Annotated in this window: 13 protein-coding genes and 1 pseudogene; 4 read left to right on the forward strand and 10 right to left on the reverse strand. The window is 63.3% G+C overall.

What is annotated here, in order from left to right; genetic code table 11:
- Positions 1-157: 157 nt before the first annotated feature.
- From ACNAOT_RS17220 to ACNAOT_RS17245, 6 genes and pseudogenes are all read right to left on the reverse strand, one after another.
- Positions 158-409, reverse strand: coding sequence for a DUF559 domain-containing protein (locus tag ACNAOT_RS17220; protein WP_420181186.1), 252 nt, complete (start codon positions 407-409; stop codon positions 158-160).
- Positions 388-621 (reverse strand): hypothetical protein, encoded by a 234-nt coding sequence (locus tag ACNAOT_RS17225; protein ID WP_420181220.1) that lies wholly within the window; start codon positions 619-621, stop codon positions 388-390. Before ACNAOT_RS17225 ends, ACNAOT_RS17220 begins: the two co-directional genes overlap by 22 nt.
- A 324-nt stretch (positions 622-945) precedes the next feature.
- A pseudogene (locus ACNAOT_RS17230) lies at positions 946-1,026 on the reverse strand (hypothetical protein); the annotation flags it as partial.
- 572 nt (positions 1,027-1,598) lie between these two features.
- Complete coding sequence (locus ACNAOT_RS17235) at positions 1,599-2,702, reverse strand: polyprenyl synthetase family protein (protein ID WP_420178702.1); 1,104 nt, start codon at positions 2,700-2,702, stop codon at positions 1,599-1,601.
- 9 nt (positions 2,703-2,711) lie between these two features.
- Positions 2,712-4,055, reverse strand: coding sequence for a geranylgeranyl reductase family protein (locus tag ACNAOT_RS17240; RefSeq protein ID WP_420178703.1), 1,344 nt, complete (start codon positions 4,053-4,055; stop codon positions 2,712-2,714).
- 28 nt (positions 4,056-4,083) lie between these two features.
- A complete protein-coding gene (locus tag ACNAOT_RS17245; RefSeq protein WP_017197159.1) occupies positions 4,084-4,845 on the reverse strand; it encodes a demethylmenaquinone methyltransferase in 762 nt (253 codons plus the stop codon).
- A gap of 91 nt (positions 4,846-4,936) precedes the next feature.
- Here ACNAOT_RS17245 and ACNAOT_RS17250 point away from each other — a divergent pair, with 91 nt between their 5' ends.
- The 4 genes from ACNAOT_RS17250 to ACNAOT_RS17265 all read left to right on the forward strand — a co-directional run bounded on the left by ACNAOT_RS17250 (position 4,937) and on the right by ACNAOT_RS17265 (position 8,946).
- Entirely contained in the window at positions 4,937-6,292 is a 1,356-nt protein-coding gene (locus ACNAOT_RS17250; protein WP_420178704.1) for an isochorismate synthase, read from the forward strand.
- Between the two features lie 158 nt (positions 6,293-6,450).
- Positions 6,451-7,248 (forward strand): ABC transporter substrate-binding protein, encoded by a 798-nt coding sequence (locus ACNAOT_RS17255; protein WP_178997396.1) that lies wholly within the window; start codon positions 6,451-6,453, stop codon positions 7,246-7,248.
- Between the two features lie 100 nt (positions 7,249-7,348).
- Entirely contained in the window at positions 7,349-8,140 is a 792-nt protein-coding gene (locus tag ACNAOT_RS17260) for an amino acid ABC transporter permease (protein WP_017197162.1), read from the forward strand.
- A gap of 11 nt (positions 8,141-8,151) precedes the next feature.
- Complete coding sequence (locus ACNAOT_RS17265) at positions 8,152-8,946, forward strand: amino acid ABC transporter ATP-binding protein (RefSeq protein ID WP_420178705.1); 795 nt, start codon at positions 8,152-8,154, stop codon at positions 8,944-8,946.
- Positions 8,947-9,034: 88 nt separating this feature from the next.
- Here the strand turns inward: ACNAOT_RS17265 and ACNAOT_RS17270 are convergent, their stop codons facing one another.
- The 4 genes from ACNAOT_RS17270 to ACNAOT_RS17285 form a co-directional block, all read right to left on the reverse strand.
- Entirely contained in the window at positions 9,035-9,988 is a 954-nt protein-coding gene (locus tag ACNAOT_RS17270; protein ID WP_420178706.1) for a hypothetical protein, read from the reverse strand.
- Positions 9,989-10,241: 253 nt separating this feature from the next.
- Positions 10,242-11,951: a 2-succinyl-5-enolpyruvyl-6-hydroxy-3-cyclohexene-1-carboxylic-acid synthase gene (gene menD / locus ACNAOT_RS17275; protein WP_420178707.1), complete on the reverse strand. Its 1,710-nt coding sequence runs from the start codon at positions 11,949-11,951 to the stop codon at positions 10,242-10,244.
- A 263-nt stretch (positions 11,952-12,214) separates the two neighbouring features.
- A complete protein-coding gene (locus tag ACNAOT_RS17280) occupies positions 12,215-14,302 on the reverse strand; it encodes a PhoX family protein (protein WP_420178708.1) in 2,088 nt (695 codons plus the stop codon).
- Positions 14,303-14,380: 78 nt separating this feature from the next.
- Positions 14,381-15,397: an o-succinylbenzoate synthase gene (locus ACNAOT_RS17285; protein WP_420178709.1), complete on the reverse strand. Its 1,017-nt coding sequence runs from the start codon at positions 15,395-15,397 to the stop codon at positions 14,381-14,383.
- Positions 15,398-15,418: the final 21 nt, after the last annotated feature.

The raw sequence follows: 15,418 nt of genomic DNA on the forward strand, positions 1-15,418 counted from the left end.
CCACCCATTCCGGGTTGGGAAGGGGCTGTTTTGCTTTGAGGGCCTGTGCGGCCACCACCTACTTTGATTATGGACCTGCCCCGACACGCCGCTTCAGGGGGTGTCGCCGGAAGTTTGTGGCCAAAGTTGGTGATGGCGGTACAGGCCCAGAGGGAACTTACGACGGCGGCACCCACCCAGGCGCGTACCTCGCCGGCGCGTAGCGGCCAACTTCCCTGTTGCGCAGAACTGCCATGACTTCGGCGACCATCCTCTCTGGGTGATGAACGACGTCGACGTAGTAGTAATGGAGGGTCAATAGGCCTCTGCGCATGGCTGCGTTGTTCCTATATTGATCCTTCTTGACCTGTTTTCCCTCAAGGTGCGTGCCGCCGTCGAGTTCTACAATCAGGCATTCGTTACCAAGCAGTCCACCTCCCCTACGCCCGGGACATCCACGTGCATCTGGACTTTAAGACCTGCTCTGGTGAAGTGGGTGTGCGCGAGTACTTCCAGGAGCGAGTCGGCCCGAGGCAAAACCAAGTCCAGGATTTCCCGAACCTTGCCATTCCTGTTGCCCGGAAGCTTTGATTTCAGGAAATCTATGGACAGCAGTGCTTGGCTGACGGCACTCTGCACCATGACGAGTGCTTCCAGTTCAGGCAAACATCGGAGGGCGTGGATTAGGACATCCGCTACCCCGGCGACTGGTAGATATGGATGAGCCGGGTGTAGGCAGCCTCCGTGGTGGACTACACCCCGCCTTGTTAGTCCAGTACTGCAGCTGAGATGGAGAGCGTCTACCCCTCCCAGGGTCCAGAGACCATAGAAGCGCGCCGCCGAGACGCAGGTAAGTAAGCCGTCGGCTCGAAAGGCGGCAACGACGTCGGGGTCCGATGCCCGGGACGTGTAGACGCCGCGATGAAGGCGGTTGACTACTCCGTCCCTCACCGCGTTTGCGAGCATGCGGCGAGTGAAGCCCGCGGTCATCAGAGTGGACGTTGTTGCTGCTCCGCGCCGGCTTCGGAGGAAATTGTCGATGTCCATGTAGCCATGCTGAGTTCGGCAGGGACCCTGCGGTTGCTGAGAAGTTCCCTATGTGGACAACTCCGTGTACCTCCACCACTTGGTTTGGCGGCCCTGAGGTTATGACACACACTAACTCCGGCGAGTCCCCCACCTCCGAAATTCAAAGTTGGTGGTGGAGGATCGGCGCTTGGCTGTAAATCGCGCTGCGGGAACGGGAAAACCATTGACGCAGGGAGTTGCATATGTGACAGGATTGTCATAAGCTTTTCACGGATCCACTAAATGCCTCCGGTGGGTCTGATGCGAACGGAGATTGTGGTCCCGGTTCGGTGCAGCGTATGACTCGTAACGTTGCAGCGAGCCGGGGCCATTCCGTTTTTCCGGGGACTAAACGTTCGGGCGCGTACGGCCAGCACCCACTTTGATTCCACCGAGGGCACAACACACCGCAACCACCGGCGTGTCACCACCCTCGCAGGATCAGAGTGGGTGGTGAAGGTACAGGATCCACCACGGCTGCGGGCCCAAAATGTGGGGAAACAAAAAGCAGGCGCCCGGCCTATGAAAAGTCCGCCAACCCAAAAAGAAAACTAGCTGCTGCGGTCCACCACTGCGTGGGCAAAGTTGGTCAGTGAGGCCTTCACTACACCCTCCGGCAGCGGCTCCAGGGCGGCAACTGCCTCGGCGGACCACTGGCGGGCGATCTTCCAGGACTCCTCGGTGACAGGATGCTCGCGCAGACCGGCAACAACCTCAGCCAGAGCCGAGTCGGAGGACAAGTCGCCGTCCACCAGTTCCAGAAGTGCACTGGCCGAGGCATCGCCCGCGGCAGCATCACGGCGAAGCAGCAGGACAGGCAACGTGGGAACACCTTCGCGGAGGTCGGTGCCCGGGGACTTGCCGGACTTGACCTTCACACCGGTGACATCGATGACGTCGTCGGCGAGCTGGAAGGCGACGCCGACCTTCTCGCCGTACTCCACCAGCAGGTCCTCGAAGGACTCGTCTGCACCGGCGAAGATCGCGCCGAGCTGGCCGGACGCTGCAACCAGTGAGCCGGTCTTGTCAGCAATGACGGACAGGTAGTGCTCTACGGGATCTTCGTCTTCGCGAGGGCCCACGGTTTCGTGGAGCTGGCCGAGGCACAAGCGCTCAAACGTGCGGGCCTGGATGCCAAGGGCACGCGAACCGAGCTCGGACACCAGGATGGAAGCGCGGGCGAAGATGAGGTCGCCAGTAAGGATGGCCACCGAGTTGCCCCATACCTCGTGGGCGGTGGGAGCACCGCGGCGGAACGGAGCTGAGTCCATCACGTCGTCGTGGTACAGCGTGGCAAGGTGCGTCAGTTCCACCACAACAGCGGCCTGGACAACCTCGGGACGTGAAGCATCGCCGAGGTGGGCACACAGCAGAGTAAGCAGCGGACGGATGCGCTTTCCGCCGGCCTCTACCAGGTGGCGCGACGTCGCGTCAGCCAATGGGTCCGAGTTGGAGATGGCTTCGCGGAGCTTCTTCTCCACCCGGGCAAGGTTGGTGGTGATGGCAGGGCCGAGCTCGGGATCGCCCGCAATGGCAGCGAATCCGGCGGGCAGCTGGAGTCCCGTTGCGATTGCAGTGGTGTTGGGAGCAGGCTCAACAGCCTGCGGCAAGCCGTGCCCGGCATGCGTCCAGCTGTGTTCGGCAGAGTTCGTCACGGGTTAACCCTAACTAGTTGTTGCGGAAACCGCGGAGTCGGTGCCTGCCGGCGTAAGGGCGCTGGCAGGGGAAGTGTTGGACGTAGCCGGAACCAGCATCTCGAGGACCCGGATTACGCGGTCTTCGAAGCCCTTGGCGGACGGATCCGTGAGGTTCGCGAGCATTCGAACCACAAAGCGCATGAGCACCGGAATTGGCATGCCCGTACGCAGTGCAAGTTTCATCACGGCAGGCTTCCCGATCAAGGAAGCAAACATCCGGCCCAGCGTGAAGTGCGATCCCCACTGGTCCCGCACATAGTCCGCGTACCGCGAAAGGTGGGCATCGGCGTCGTGCGTGGACCAACCGGCCGAAGCCGACCGCGAAGAAGCGTCAATCAAGAACTCGGCCGCGAACCGGGCCGATTCCATCGCGTAGGAAATGCCCTCGCCGTTGAACGGGGACACCATTCCCCCGGCGTCGCCCAGCAGGAGCAGCCCGGGTGAGTAGTGCGGCGTGCGGTTGAAGCCCATAGGCAGCGCGGCGCCGCGGATCTCGCCCACCTGGTTTTCCGGCGTGAAGCCCCAATCGGAGGGCATGCTGGCGGTCCATTCGCGGAGAACCTGCTTGTAGTCGAGCTTGCCGAATTCCTTGGACGAGTTCAGGATGCCGAGGCCCACGTTGGACGTCCCGTCGCCAACACCAAACACCCAGCCGTAGCCGGGCAGCGGCTTACCGGACTTGCCGGGAAGTTCCAGCCAGCCTTCCATCCAGTCGTCGTCGTGCCTGGGCGAGGTGAAGTACGTGCGCACCGCGACGCCCAGCGGACGGTCGTCACGCTTGTGCATACCCAGCGACACCGCGGTTCGTGTCGAGTTTCCGTCCGCGGCGAGTACGACGTCGGCGTGGAAGTCGCGCGTTTCGCCGGTCTTGCGTCCGGACTCGTCCAGGATGGAAGCCCGGGCGCCGATCACCCGGCCATCTTCAGCCGTCAACGCGGAGGTGACGCTGTGACGTTCAAGCACGACGGCGCCCGCGGACTGAGCGTGACGGGCCAGGTCCTCGTCAAAACCGAGGCGGGTCCGGATCAGGCCGTACGTGGGAAAGTCAGCTACCTCGGGCCAAGGAAGTTCAATGGTGCGGCCGCCGGCAATGAGGCGGAGGCCCTTGTTGCGCCTCCATCCTTCGGAGACCGCGTGGGGCAGCCCGAGCTTCTGGATCTCGCGGACGGCGCGCGGAGTCAGGCCATCGCCGCATACCTTTTCACGGGGAAAGGAAGTCTTTTCCAGCACCGTGACATCGATGCCCTGCTGGGCGAGGTAATACGCAGCGGTGGACCCGGCCGGGCCCGCGCCAACAATCAGTACTTTCACAACGTCCTAATTCAACAGGCAGTGCTGGTTAGCCGGCTTGGTGGCGCGGCTTTATCTGGCGGCGGAGCTTTGCCACGGGAACACTTTCGCGGTGCTCGCCGGGCTTCTGTGCACGGTGGACAGCAACGATGCCGCCGCTGAGGTTGCGGTACGTGATGTCCGTCCAGCCGGCATCACTGAGCCACTGGGCCAAGTGGTCCTGGTCCGGCCAGGCACGAATGGACTCGGCGAGGTACACGTAGGCGTCCGGGTTGGAGGAGACCTTGGTGGCGATCGCCGGGAGCGCACGCATCAGGTATTCGGTGTAGAGGTTGCGCCACAGCGGAACCACGGGGTGGGAGAACTCGGCGATGACCAGCCGGCCGCCGGGCTTGGTCACGCGCAGCATTTCCTCGAGGGCCTTGCGGGGTTCCACCACGTTGCGGAGGCCGAAGGAAATGGTGGAAGCGTCGAAGCTGTTGTCAGCGAACGGCAGGTTGGTGGCGTCGCCGGCGATGAAGTCAATGTCCGGGCGGCGGCGCTTGCCCACTTTGAGCATGCCCAAGGAGAAGTCGCAGGCCACTACGTCCACGCCTGCATCAGCGTAGGGTTCGCTGGAAGTTCCTGTGCCGGCAGCCAGGTCAAGGACCTTCTGGCCTACCTTCACATCCATGGCGTCAACCACGATCCGCCGCCAACGCCGCGTCTGCCCCATGGACAGGACATCATTGACGACGTCGTATTTTGGGGCGACATCATCAAACATCGTCGCAACTTCGTCCGGACGCTTTTCCAAGGATGCTCGGTTCACCCTGTAATTGTCTCAGACATTCAGCCGACTTTGCTGCGCTGTAGAAGTCGGCTCAGATTCTGGCTGCGCGCGGGAGTACTGTTGTTCCATCATGACGAGCACGCTCCGTACCTTGACAGTCCCCCTCGATGTTGAATCATCCTCCGGGGGGCTGCCGTCGTTTCTGGTGCGGGACGACGTCCTTTGCTGGTCCCGCCGCGAGGCCGGCCTGGTGGGCTACGGCGAGCTAACGCGCTTCAATGCCACCGGCCCCGAGAGATTCCTTGAGGCCGATATCTGGTGGCGGCACCTCATTCTTGAGGCGGAAATCACGGACCACGTTGAGGTCCCGGGCACGGGCCCTGTGGCTTTCGGCTCGTTCGCCTTCTCCAAAACCTCTCCGCACGTTTCCCGCCTGATTCTTCCCGAGCTGGTGGTTGGCATCCGCGACGGCCGCGCCTGGGCCACCCAGTTAACGTTCGACGACGGCCCCCTCACCGAGGCGGGCGTCCTCGCCTCGGTGGACCGCTGGCTCACTGAGCCGGAGCCCAACGGTGACGGTTCAGCGGCAGGAGGGTCCGACGTCGGGCTCTCACCGGAGGCGGTTGCTGCGGACGGTTCCGCGGGTCACCTTAGCCGTGGTTCCCTGAGCGAGGCTGCCTGGATGCAGGCAGTCTCCAACGGCGTGGAGGAGATCCGCGCCGGGAAGCTGGAGAAGCTTGTGCTGGCGCGCGACGTCGTGGCCAACCTCCCCGAGGGCGTGAACGCTGCGGAGGTGCTTCGTCAGCTCGCCGCAAGGTACCGGGAATGCTGGACGTATGGTGTGGATGGGCTCGTGGGTGCTACGCCGGAGATGCTGATTCAGGTGGAGGGCCGCACTGCACAGGCCCGCGTGCTGGCCGGAACCTTGGATCGCCGCGATGCCGACGGCATGGACGGCTCCCCCATGGAATATGCGGAACGGGTTCTGGCCGGTTCGGAAAAGCAGCGGCACGAACACGAGATCGCCATCGATTCGCTCACGCGGCAGTTGGCTCCTTTCTCGGAGGCGATGAATTCCCATAGCGAACCGTTCATTCTGGAGCTGCCCAATGTGTGGCATTTGGCCTCGGACGTGAAGGCTGAGCTGGCGGATATCGAGGGACACGTCCCCACTTGCCTTGCCCTGATCAACGCTTTGCATCCCACGGCGGCGGTCTGCGGGACGCCCACGCTGATAGCTGGCGCGCTGATCCGCAAACTCGAGCATCTGGACCGTGGCCCGTACGCCGGACCGGTGGGTTGGCTCGACGCTGCAGGGAACGGTGAATGGGGTATCGCGCTCCGCGGCGCGGTCATCGAAGATGCCAACACGGTGCGCCTGTACGCGGGCTGCGGGATCGTTGAGGGCTCCCAGCCGGAGGCCGAATTGGCCGAAACGTGGGCCAAGTTCCGGCCAATGCTTGAAGCGCTGGGCATCAGGCGCTGAATCTGGGATCCCAGACGCGGCTGCTGCTGGAGAGGTTGATAACTGGGTAAACTTGTTATCCAATAGTGAAACTTCGTTTCCTGTGATGCACATCTCACGTTCGGCGCTACACTAAAACCGACTCAGTTCAGCATCCACCGCAACAAAAGGTAAACAACATGCAGATCTCCCGTTCGGTTCTGTCCGGCACCAAGATTGCCGCCGTCCTGGCAGCCGGCGCCCTGGCCCTGACCGCCTGTGGTGGTTCCTCCACCCCCGCCGCCTCCTCCGAGTCGGGCCTCAAGCTCATCAACGCCGGCAAGCTCACGGTTTGCTCGGACGTTCCTTACGAGCCCTTCGAATTCCAGAAGGACGGCAAGATCGTCGGCTTCGACATGGACATCGCCGCTGAGCTCGCCAAGGATGTCAAGGCCGAGCTCAACGTGGTGGACAGCTCCTTCGAAGCCATCGAGACCGGCACCGCGCTGACCGGTTGCGACGTCTCCATCTCCTCGATCTCCATCACTGACGTCCGCAAGAACGTCATGGACTTCTCCACTCCTTACCTGGACGACGACCTGACCCTCGTGGCCACGTCGGCTTCCGGCATCGATAACCTCGATGGCGCAAAGGGCAAGAAGGTGGGCGTCCAGCAGGCCACCACCGGCGCCCAATACGCCAAGGACAAGGGAATTGACGCCCAGCAGTTCGAAGACTCCGGCCTCCTGGTCCAGGCCCTCAAGGCCGGCACCATCGACGCCGCCGTCGGCAACCAGTCCGTCCTCGGCTACGCCATCAAGGACGATTCCAACCTCAAGCGCGTTGAAGACTACGCAACGGGCGAGAAGCTGGGCATCTCCATCAAGAAGGGCAACACCGCCATGACGGATGCCGTGAACGCCACGCTGAAGCGCATCACCGACGACGGCACCCTGAAGAAGTTCGAGACCACCTGGTTCGGCGAAGCCACCAAGTAGTCCGAGCCCCGGCTCCCCGAGATCCACGCAGGCGGGCCCCGAAACGATCTGTTCAGGTCCTTTCGGGGCCCCACCTGCGCAACATGAATGCGAGAACCCCATGGCAATGACTGCACGTCAACGAGCCAAAGTCAGTTTGTACGTCCAGGCCGGAATCTTTGTTGTGGCCGTGGCCGCCGTAATTATTGCCGTGGACTGGAAGACGGTAGGCACCAGCGTCTTCAACTTCGCCAAGATCGGCCCGATGTTCCCGGATATCTTCCTGGTGGGCCTCAAGAACACCCTCATCTACACGGCCCTCGGCTTTATTGTGGGCCTGTCCGGCGGCCTCCTGCTCGCCTTGATGAAGCTCTCCTCGTTCCCCCTGTACCGCTGGCTTGCCACCGGCTACATCGAGTTCTTCCGCGGCGTTCCGGCCCTGCTGGTGTTCATCGCGTTCGGCTACGGCGTTCCGCTGGCCTTCGGAATCCAGTGGGACGTCAACATCATCGTGATGGTGTCGCTGGGTATGGTCGCTGCCGCATACATCGCTGAAACACTGCGCGCCGGCCTTCAGGCTGTGCCCAAGGGCCAGATGGAAGCCGCCCGTTCGCTGGGTATGCCGCACTGGCGGGCCATGGTTTCCATCGTCATCCCCCAGGCGTTCAAGATCGTCCTGCCGCCGCTGACCAACGAGATCATCCTGCTTACCAAGGACTCCTCGCTGATCTACGTCCTGGGCCTTACCGCTTCCCAGTACGAGCTCACCAAGTTTGGCCGCGACGGAATCTCCAGCCTCGGTGCCGGCCTCACGCCGCTGCTCGTGGCGGGAGCCTTCTACCTGGTCATCACCATCCCCTTGAGCCTCCTGGCACGGAAGTTCGAAAGCCGCTCCGCGCGGACCAAGCGATAGGCAGGACAGTCATGAATAACTCCACTGGGAGCACGGCCACCGTTCGCGCCGCCGGCGTAAATATCAAGGATCTGCGCAAGTCCTACGGCAGCAACGAGGTCCTCAAAGGCATCTCGTTGACGGTTGAACCGGGCCAGGTTGTTTGCCTGATCGGACCTTCGGGTTCCGGCAAGTCCACTCTCCTTCGCTGCGTCAACCTGCTTGAGCAGCCGAACGCGGGCACCATCAACGTGGGTTCGTTTGAAGCCACCGACCCCGATGTAGACCTCAACAAGATGCGCCGAAGCGTGGGAATGGTGTTCCAGCACTTCAACCTCTTCCCGCACCTCAGCGTCCTGGACAACTGCACCATCTCCCAGACCAAGGTCCTCAAGCGGTCCAAGTCCGAGGCTTCGGATGTGGCGCGCCGCAACCTGGAACGCGTTGGCCTGGGACACCTCGCCGTTCGCTTCCCGGACCAGCTCTCCGGTGGCCAGCAGCAGCGCGTCGCCATCGCACGTGCACTTTCCATGGACCCGCAGCTCATGCTCTTCGATGAGCCCACGTCTGCCCTGGACCCCGAGACCGTAGGCGACGTCCTTGCCGTCATGCGCAAACTGGCCCAGGAAGGCATGACCATGTTGGTGGTCACACACGAGATGGGCTTCGCCCGCGAAGTTGCCGACCGTGTGGTCTTCATGGACGCCGGCGTTGTGGTGGAAGAAGGGCCGGCGGAGAACGTCATCAGCGCCCCCACCCAACCGCGCACCAAGGAATTCCTGCGCCGCGTCCTCGATCCCACGCACATTGGAGTTGAGGAAGCCTAACTCGCTGGCGCCACGCATCTTCGTTCGCGCCACTGAAACGGGAGGGCGACACCCATATTTGGGCGTCACCCTCCCGTTCCCGTCTCGCCTATGAATTTGGGTGTCCTAATGAAGCACGACGGCGGCGGGGAACCCCGGCTGCCACAAGCTCGCGTTCCAGCTTGCCAACTGTCAAGTCACTCCACACCAACCGGAACACACTTCGGCCGGTGGCGCGGATGGCATTCTCGCGGTCCTTTTCTTCGATCACTGCTTGGGAAGGCGTACGTCCCTTCAAGTACTCCGCCTTCATGTACTTTTCGCGGCCATCGAATTCTCCCACCAACCTGACGTCCTTCCAGTAGTAGTCCGTGTAGACGACGCCTACTTTCGTTCGAACTTCATACTGCAACTCGGGAGCAGCGAAACCGGCGAGATGCATGAGTCCCCTGCAGTAGGACTCCCCCGGCGAACCTGAATTTTTAACAGCGAACTGAACAACCGCTGCCACGCGTTTGGCGGCAGCCTTCGAATACCGGGCATCGATAGCATTCAACAGTTCATCCTTCGTTACTGGTTTGCGACGACGTCCAGGGGATAAAAGGAAATCCATGGGAACAACGGCCTCGGCAAATGGCACGGAGGCTGCGATGTCCAATGCCGTCCTGATCCGGCTGGTCACCAGGAAACCGTTCGTTTCCGCAGCTTCCTGGTGACCATCGCTGACATAGTGCCGTCGAACACCTGCCCTGGACCTCCCTCCGCCGGCGTAGGAACTGAGCGCGTGAATGGGTTGTAGTCCGAGGATGGTCGGAATGCCATGAATGCTGGCCGCGGAATGGTGTGAGAACACGGTGGCGGACGTGAATGTCTCCGCCGCCGCCTCGACCCTCAGGGCGTAGCGATCCCAACTCTCCAACAGCGCCCACTTCTGTGCGTCGACATACACCCCATGCCTGATTCTCACGAGCCTTCCCGCCTTGGCTGCCTCTGACAGTTTCCGGGAATCCCCGCCGATGAGTGACAGGTCCTTGGCGAGGATCAATTTGGGTAGGCTCCGCATAGCACCAGCCTTCGGCTTTGCCGGTGCCTTGAGTAGGCTCTCTCGGCCGTATGTGGAAACTCCCGACCCACCGCCGCTGCTGACACGGACCAATGACACCCAGATTCGGACGCCGCGCAATCCGGTTCACGACGCTCAAAGTCTTAGCTGACACCCAAATTCACGGGGGATGCCCGAATCCGCGCAGCGTGGATCTGCATGCGCAGCGTTCGCGGATTTTGGAGGCGCAGGCGTATTTGGGTGTCGCAGGAGACTAGCCCGCTGTCAGGACTTGGCCCACTGCGGCCGAGATGGCGTCCTTGATCCGGGCATGGAGCTCGCGGAGGCCCGCCCGGTCCACGCGCACCTCCACAATGGTGCGACCCTTCAGCGGCGACTTCAGGGCCGCGGCGAGTTCCGCCGTCGTGCTCACCGCTTGGTGTCCGACGCCGTACGCCGCGGCGAGTGCCGCGATGTCCACTGAGTGCGGGGTGCCAAAGAGGCGCTCGACGGCGGTGCCGTAGGCGCCTGAGTCCTCAACCGCCCCGTGTTCGAGGAGGCTGAAGATCGCGCCCCCGAAGTCGTTGAGCACCACGATGCGGAGGTCCGGCACAGGTTCGCCATGGCCGAGGAGCAGCCCGCCGGCGTCATGGAGGAAGGTGACGTCGCCCAGGAGGACCGTGGTTTCGCGTCCGCTGCCCAAGGCGATTCCGGTGGCCGTGGCGATGGTGCCGTCGATGCCGGCGAGGCCACGGTTGGCGTACACCGTAGCGATGGGTTCAGTGTGAGGTTGCCCTGCGAGGTCCACGTCGCGGATGCCGTTGGAGGAACCGAGCACCAGCTGTCCGCGGGAATGCTCCCAGACGGTGGCCCCGACTGATGGTCCGTTGGCGAGGCTCTCCCCCGACAACACGCCATCGAGGCCATGCTGGGCGGCAGCGCCCGCGAGAAGCCAGGAAACGAGCCATTCGGCGGAGCCACGCCCGGCAAATTCGGCTAGCTCGGGCAGCGTTTCGATAGGGGTTTCACGCCGCCGGCCGGCCTCGTACCAGGCAACCGGGACGGGCTGGTAAATGGCGGACTCAACAGACTCACGTGCCAGGAGGGCGGCCACCGGGCGGGAGAGAGTGGCCCGGCCAAACAGGACCACGCGCTCGATCGGCGTCGGCGAATCAGGTCCGAAATGTGCCAACAGTACCCGGTACGGCCCCACCGCGTTCGGCCCGAAGCGTGCGTTCGATGAAGGTTCCGCCAGCAGCGGCAGGCCATGGGCGCGGGCAAAAGCCTCCGCGACAGGGCCTGCGTCGTGGCCCGCGAGGACCACAGTGCGTCGCTCGACGAGGTGGGTGGATGCTGCCGGAAGATCCAGCGCTTGGGGACCGGCGTCGTAATGGAACACCCCGTGTCCTGCGGCGACCGGAAGGGCGTCGCCGTCTGCCGGTACCAATGGATCGCGGAAGGCAAGGTTCACTTGGGCGGGGCCCGGAGGGGTGTCTTCGAGGGCCCCGGTGGCTGCGTAGAGTGCGGTGGCAACAGCCTTCTGTGGGTGGTCACCGGCCGGGACGTCGACGGCGAATCGCACGTGCTCGCCGAAGAGGTCCAGTTGGATGGTGGTCTGGTTCGCCCCGGTTCCGTGAAGTTCTTCGGGCCGGTCTGCCGAGATGACGATCACGGGGACAGCTGAATGGTTGGCTTCCATGACTGCAGGCAGGAGATTGCCCACCGCTGTGCCGGAGGTAGTGACCACAGCCACCGGCGCCTCGGTGGAGAGCGCCAGACCCAAGGCTGTGAACCCGGCGTCCCGTTCGTCGATGCGCACGTGGAGCCGCACGCGGCCTGCAGCTTCCGCTTCCGCCAAGGCATAGGCCATGGGCGCTGAACGCGAACCCGGCGCCACCACCACGTGCCGCACACCGCCGTCGAGCAGCGCTGTAACGGCGATCCGGGCGGCGCCGATGGATGTTAGAGAGTCCTGGGAAGTCACCGTTCCAGTCTATTGGCGCTCCCGGCCCCAAACGCTCGCTCACATCCCGGCCCCAAACCGGCAGGCCTCTCTCACTGGTGCTGGCGGGCTTGGGCGACAGGGAGCCGCGGGAAGTGAAAGAGCGACCAGGCCAAACACGAGGGATGTGCGAGAGCGACGGGTCCAAACACGAGGGATGTGAGAGAAGGTTCAGGGCGACAAAATGCTCCCCCACCCGGGGAGCCGGGAGGGGGAGCATTCGTCAGAATCGGGAACGACAGGGGTTACTTGCGGAAGACCTGCACCACGGAGGGACGCGGAGCCCTTGCCGCGCCCGGTGCGGGTGTAGCCCCGGCAGGCACGTAGTCCGGGAAGAAGGAGTTCTGTGCTGCGAAGGAGCCGTCCTCACCGGGGTGCTGCACGGCGACGAACACGGTGCGCTCTTCGTCGTGGATGATCGGACCACAGGTTTCGGCGTCGCGGGGAACGGCAAGGAACTGCTCCACCTTGCCGCGCTCAGGACCTTCGAGGGTGACCTTGAACAGGCCGTCCGCGTAGCCGATGGTGCCGGGAGCACCGTCGGTGGAGATCCAGAGGTTGCCCACGGAGTCGAAGGCCACGTTATCGGGGCAGGAGATGGGCGAAACCTTGTCGGCCGGGAATCCGGAGAAGTACGTGGAGGTGTTCTTGGCGGGATCGCCGGCCACCAACAGGAGGTTCCAGTTGAATTTGGTGCCCGTCTGCTCGCGTCCTTCGGTGATTTCCACGACGTGGCCATCGCGGTTCAGGTTGCGTGGGTTGACCTCGGTGGCGCCTTCCTTGCCGGCTTTGCCGCGATCGGTGTTGTTGGTGCAGGCAACGTAGACCTTACCCGTGCGCGGGTTGGGCTCAACATCTTCGCAACGGTCCATCTTGGTGGGCCCAACCTTGTCAGCGGCGATGCGGGTGTAGACAAGGACCTCAGGCACGGTCATGCCCGGCACAGCCGAGGTGCCGTTGACCACCAGCGGCAGCCATTCGCCGGTGCCGTCGAAGGCACCGTCTGCGGGAAGCTTGCCGGTACCGTCAATGTCCGCAGGAGAGTCACCCGTGAAGCGAGCCACGTAAAGGTCGCCCTCGGAGAGCAGGCCCATGTTGTTCTTGCGTGCTTCCTTGGAGTCACCGGCCTGGTACTTGCCCTTGGAAACGAACTTGTAGAGGTAGTCAAAGCGCTCGTCGTCGCCCATGTAAGCAACTACGTGACCGGAAGGGGCGACGATGACGTTGGCGCCCTCGTGCTTGAAGCGGCCCATGGCGGAGTGCTTCTTGGGGGTGGAGGTGGGGTCGAAGGGGTCCACTTCCACGATCCAGCCGAAGCGGTTGGTTTCGTTGGCGTAGCCCGAGTTGCGGGTATCGAAGCGCGGCTCATCAAGTTCCCACTGACGAGTGGTTGCCTTCGAGGAAATTCCGTAGCGCTTGTCACCGTCGCTGGTGCCAGGGGCAGCGAAGTAGCCGTTGAAGTTCTCCTCACCGGAGAGGATGGTTCCCCACGGGGTTGTTCCGCCGGCGCAGTTGCCCAGCGTGCCCTTGATCCAGCGGCCGGCGGGGTCGTCAATGGTCTTGACCAGGTTGGTGGCGGCTGCCGGTCCGGTCAGCTCGTAGACAGTGTCGGTAAGGAAACGTCGGTTCAGGGGTGCGCCTTGGACGTAGCTCCATGGCTTGTTCTTGTTCTTCCGCTCGAGTTCCACCACGGCCAGCCCGTGTCCGGCGCGGCCAATTGCCCGCGCCTCGGCCGGGTCGAAGCCTGCGGGGAGCATGATGTTCTCGTTGGTGTACTCGTGGTTGCTGAAGAGCACGGCACGGCGATCCTTGGATCCGGGGATCGGCAGGATATCCGTGTAGTCGTTGTTGTAGCCGAACTGGCGTGCTTGGGCGGCTGCAGTCTGCGCGTTGAGGTCAAAGGCCGGCGAGTCGGCGAAGAGGGGGTCGCCCCAGCGGATGATCGGCTTCCAGTCGAACCCCTCGGGCACGGTGAAGGCGTCTACTGCAGCGTCCACCGGCTTGATGGCAGTGAACTTGAGCTTGGACTTGTCGAAGCCCTTCTTGGCGGCATCAGAAAGTCCATTGCCGGAGTCGGCCACGGCGGCGTCACCACCAGTCACGGCGCCACCAAGGACGATGGCGAGCGCTCCTGCTGCGCCGAGCCCCAGGGCTGCGCGGCGGGACATGGCCGTTGAAGCGATATCGCGGAAGTATCCGTTGGCGCTTGTGTTGCAGACATCGCCCGAGCAGGCGTTGTCGCACTTCAACGCGCAGGTGACAGCGCTGCGCTTGCCTTTGGTGTGGCCGAGCATGGGGAGCAGCGGAAACGTGCGTCCGGTGGTTTCAGACATGGGGGAAGACCTTCCAGAGGATGTACGAGGTTCCCGCTGAGCTTTTCAGCGGAAACCGAAATTGAGAGGTCGCTCTGGTTAAGACCCGGTGAACAAACCGTGCTTGTTTCGCGCCAGTACCGAGTGCACCCGGCTGAGTCGATCCCGCCACCAGTCCTGGCGCTCCGCGGGTGCCGCATACTGCTCAAGCAGCCCGGGATCGGCCACCGTTTCGCGTAACTGGATGGCGCCGTCGTCGGCCACCAGCGGGTCCAACGTGATGTCCGAGGTGAACAGCGAAACGGTGCCAAGGCCGCAGGCATAGGGAAGGGACGGCAGGGCGGCTGCGAGCGCAAGCCCGGCACGTATGCCCACCGAGGTGTCCAACGCGGAACTCACGACGGCGGGCAGCCCTGCCTGCTCCACGATGTCCAGTGCCCGTGCTACTCCCCCAAGTGGCGCGACCTTTACCACGATGAGGTCAGCTGCCCCAGCCCGGGCGACACGCAGGGGATCGTCTTCCTTCCGTACGCTCTCGTCGGCAGCGATAAGGACTGGCGTACCGGCGGCAGCGAGGCGGCGACGGACCTCGGCCAGGCCCTCAATGGTGGGAACAGGTTGTTCGGCATACTCGAGTTCAACGGCGGAAAGCTTGCCCAGGGCTTCCACGGCCTGGGCAATGTCCCATCCCCCGTTGGCGTCCACGCGGATGGCGGCGTTGGGAAGGGCCTCACGCACCGCGCTGACCCGGGCGACGTCGTCCCCCAGACTCTGTCCCCGCTCAGCAACTTTGATCTTGACCGCATCCACCCTTCCAAAGCGCGCCAGCACTTCGGGGACGCGCTCCGCCGAAACGGCTGGAACCGTGGCATTGACCGGAATCTTGTCCCTGAGGGGCGTGGGGAAACCCAGCCAGCCCGCTTCCAAGGCGGCCGCGAGCCAGCGGGAGGATTCGTCGTCGTCGTATTCGGGGAAGGGACAGAACTCACCCCAACCGTGCGGTCCTTGCAAGAGGAGTGTCTCGCGCTCCATGATGCCCCGGAACTTCACGCGCATGGGCAGCGAGACTACGTGGGCGGAATCGAGGAGTTCTTCGAGGGAGGGAAGTTCAGGCATATTGCCACTGTACCGGCGGCC

Source organism: Paenarthrobacter sp. TA1.8, assembly GCF_048595705.1.
Classification (GTDB): Bacteria; Actinomycetota; Actinomycetes; order Actinomycetales; family Micrococcaceae; genus Arthrobacter; species Arthrobacter nitroguajacolicus.

What these genes read in the sequence shown, in the direction of transcription:
- ACNAOT_RS17270 (WP_420178706.1), bottom strand. Translation starts at nt 9,988, where the DNA reads ATGCGGAGCCTACCCAAATTGATCCTCGCCAAGGACCTGTCACTCATC.
- ACNAOT_RS17265 (WP_420178705.1), top strand. Translation starts at nt 8,152, where the DNA reads ATGAATAACTCCACTGGGAGCACGGCCACCGTTCGCGCCGCCGGCGTA.
- ACNAOT_RS17255 (WP_178997396.1), top strand. Translation starts at nt 6,451, where the DNA reads ATGCAGATCTCCCGTTCGGTTCTGTCCGGCACCAAGATTGCCGCCGTC.
- ACNAOT_RS17250 (WP_420178704.1), top strand. Translation starts at nt 4,937, where the DNA reads ATGACGAGCACGCTCCGTACCTTGACAGTCCCCCTCGATGTTGAATCA.
- ACNAOT_RS17285 (WP_420178709.1), bottom strand. Translation starts at nt 15,397, where the DNA reads ATGCCTGAACTTCCCTCCCTCGAAGAACTCCTCGATTCCGCCCACGTA.
- ACNAOT_RS17260 (WP_017197162.1), top strand. Translation starts at nt 7,349, where the DNA reads ATGGCAATGACTGCACGTCAACGAGCCAAAGTCAGTTTGTACGTCCAG.
- ACNAOT_RS17280 (WP_420178708.1), bottom strand. Translation starts at nt 14,302, where the DNA reads ATGTCTGAAACCACCGGACGCACGTTTCCGCTGCTCCCCATGCTCGGC.
- ACNAOT_RS17225 (WP_420181220.1), bottom strand. Translation starts at nt 621, where the DNA reads ATGGTGCAGAGTGCCGTCAGCCAAGCACTGCTGTCCATAGATTTCCTG.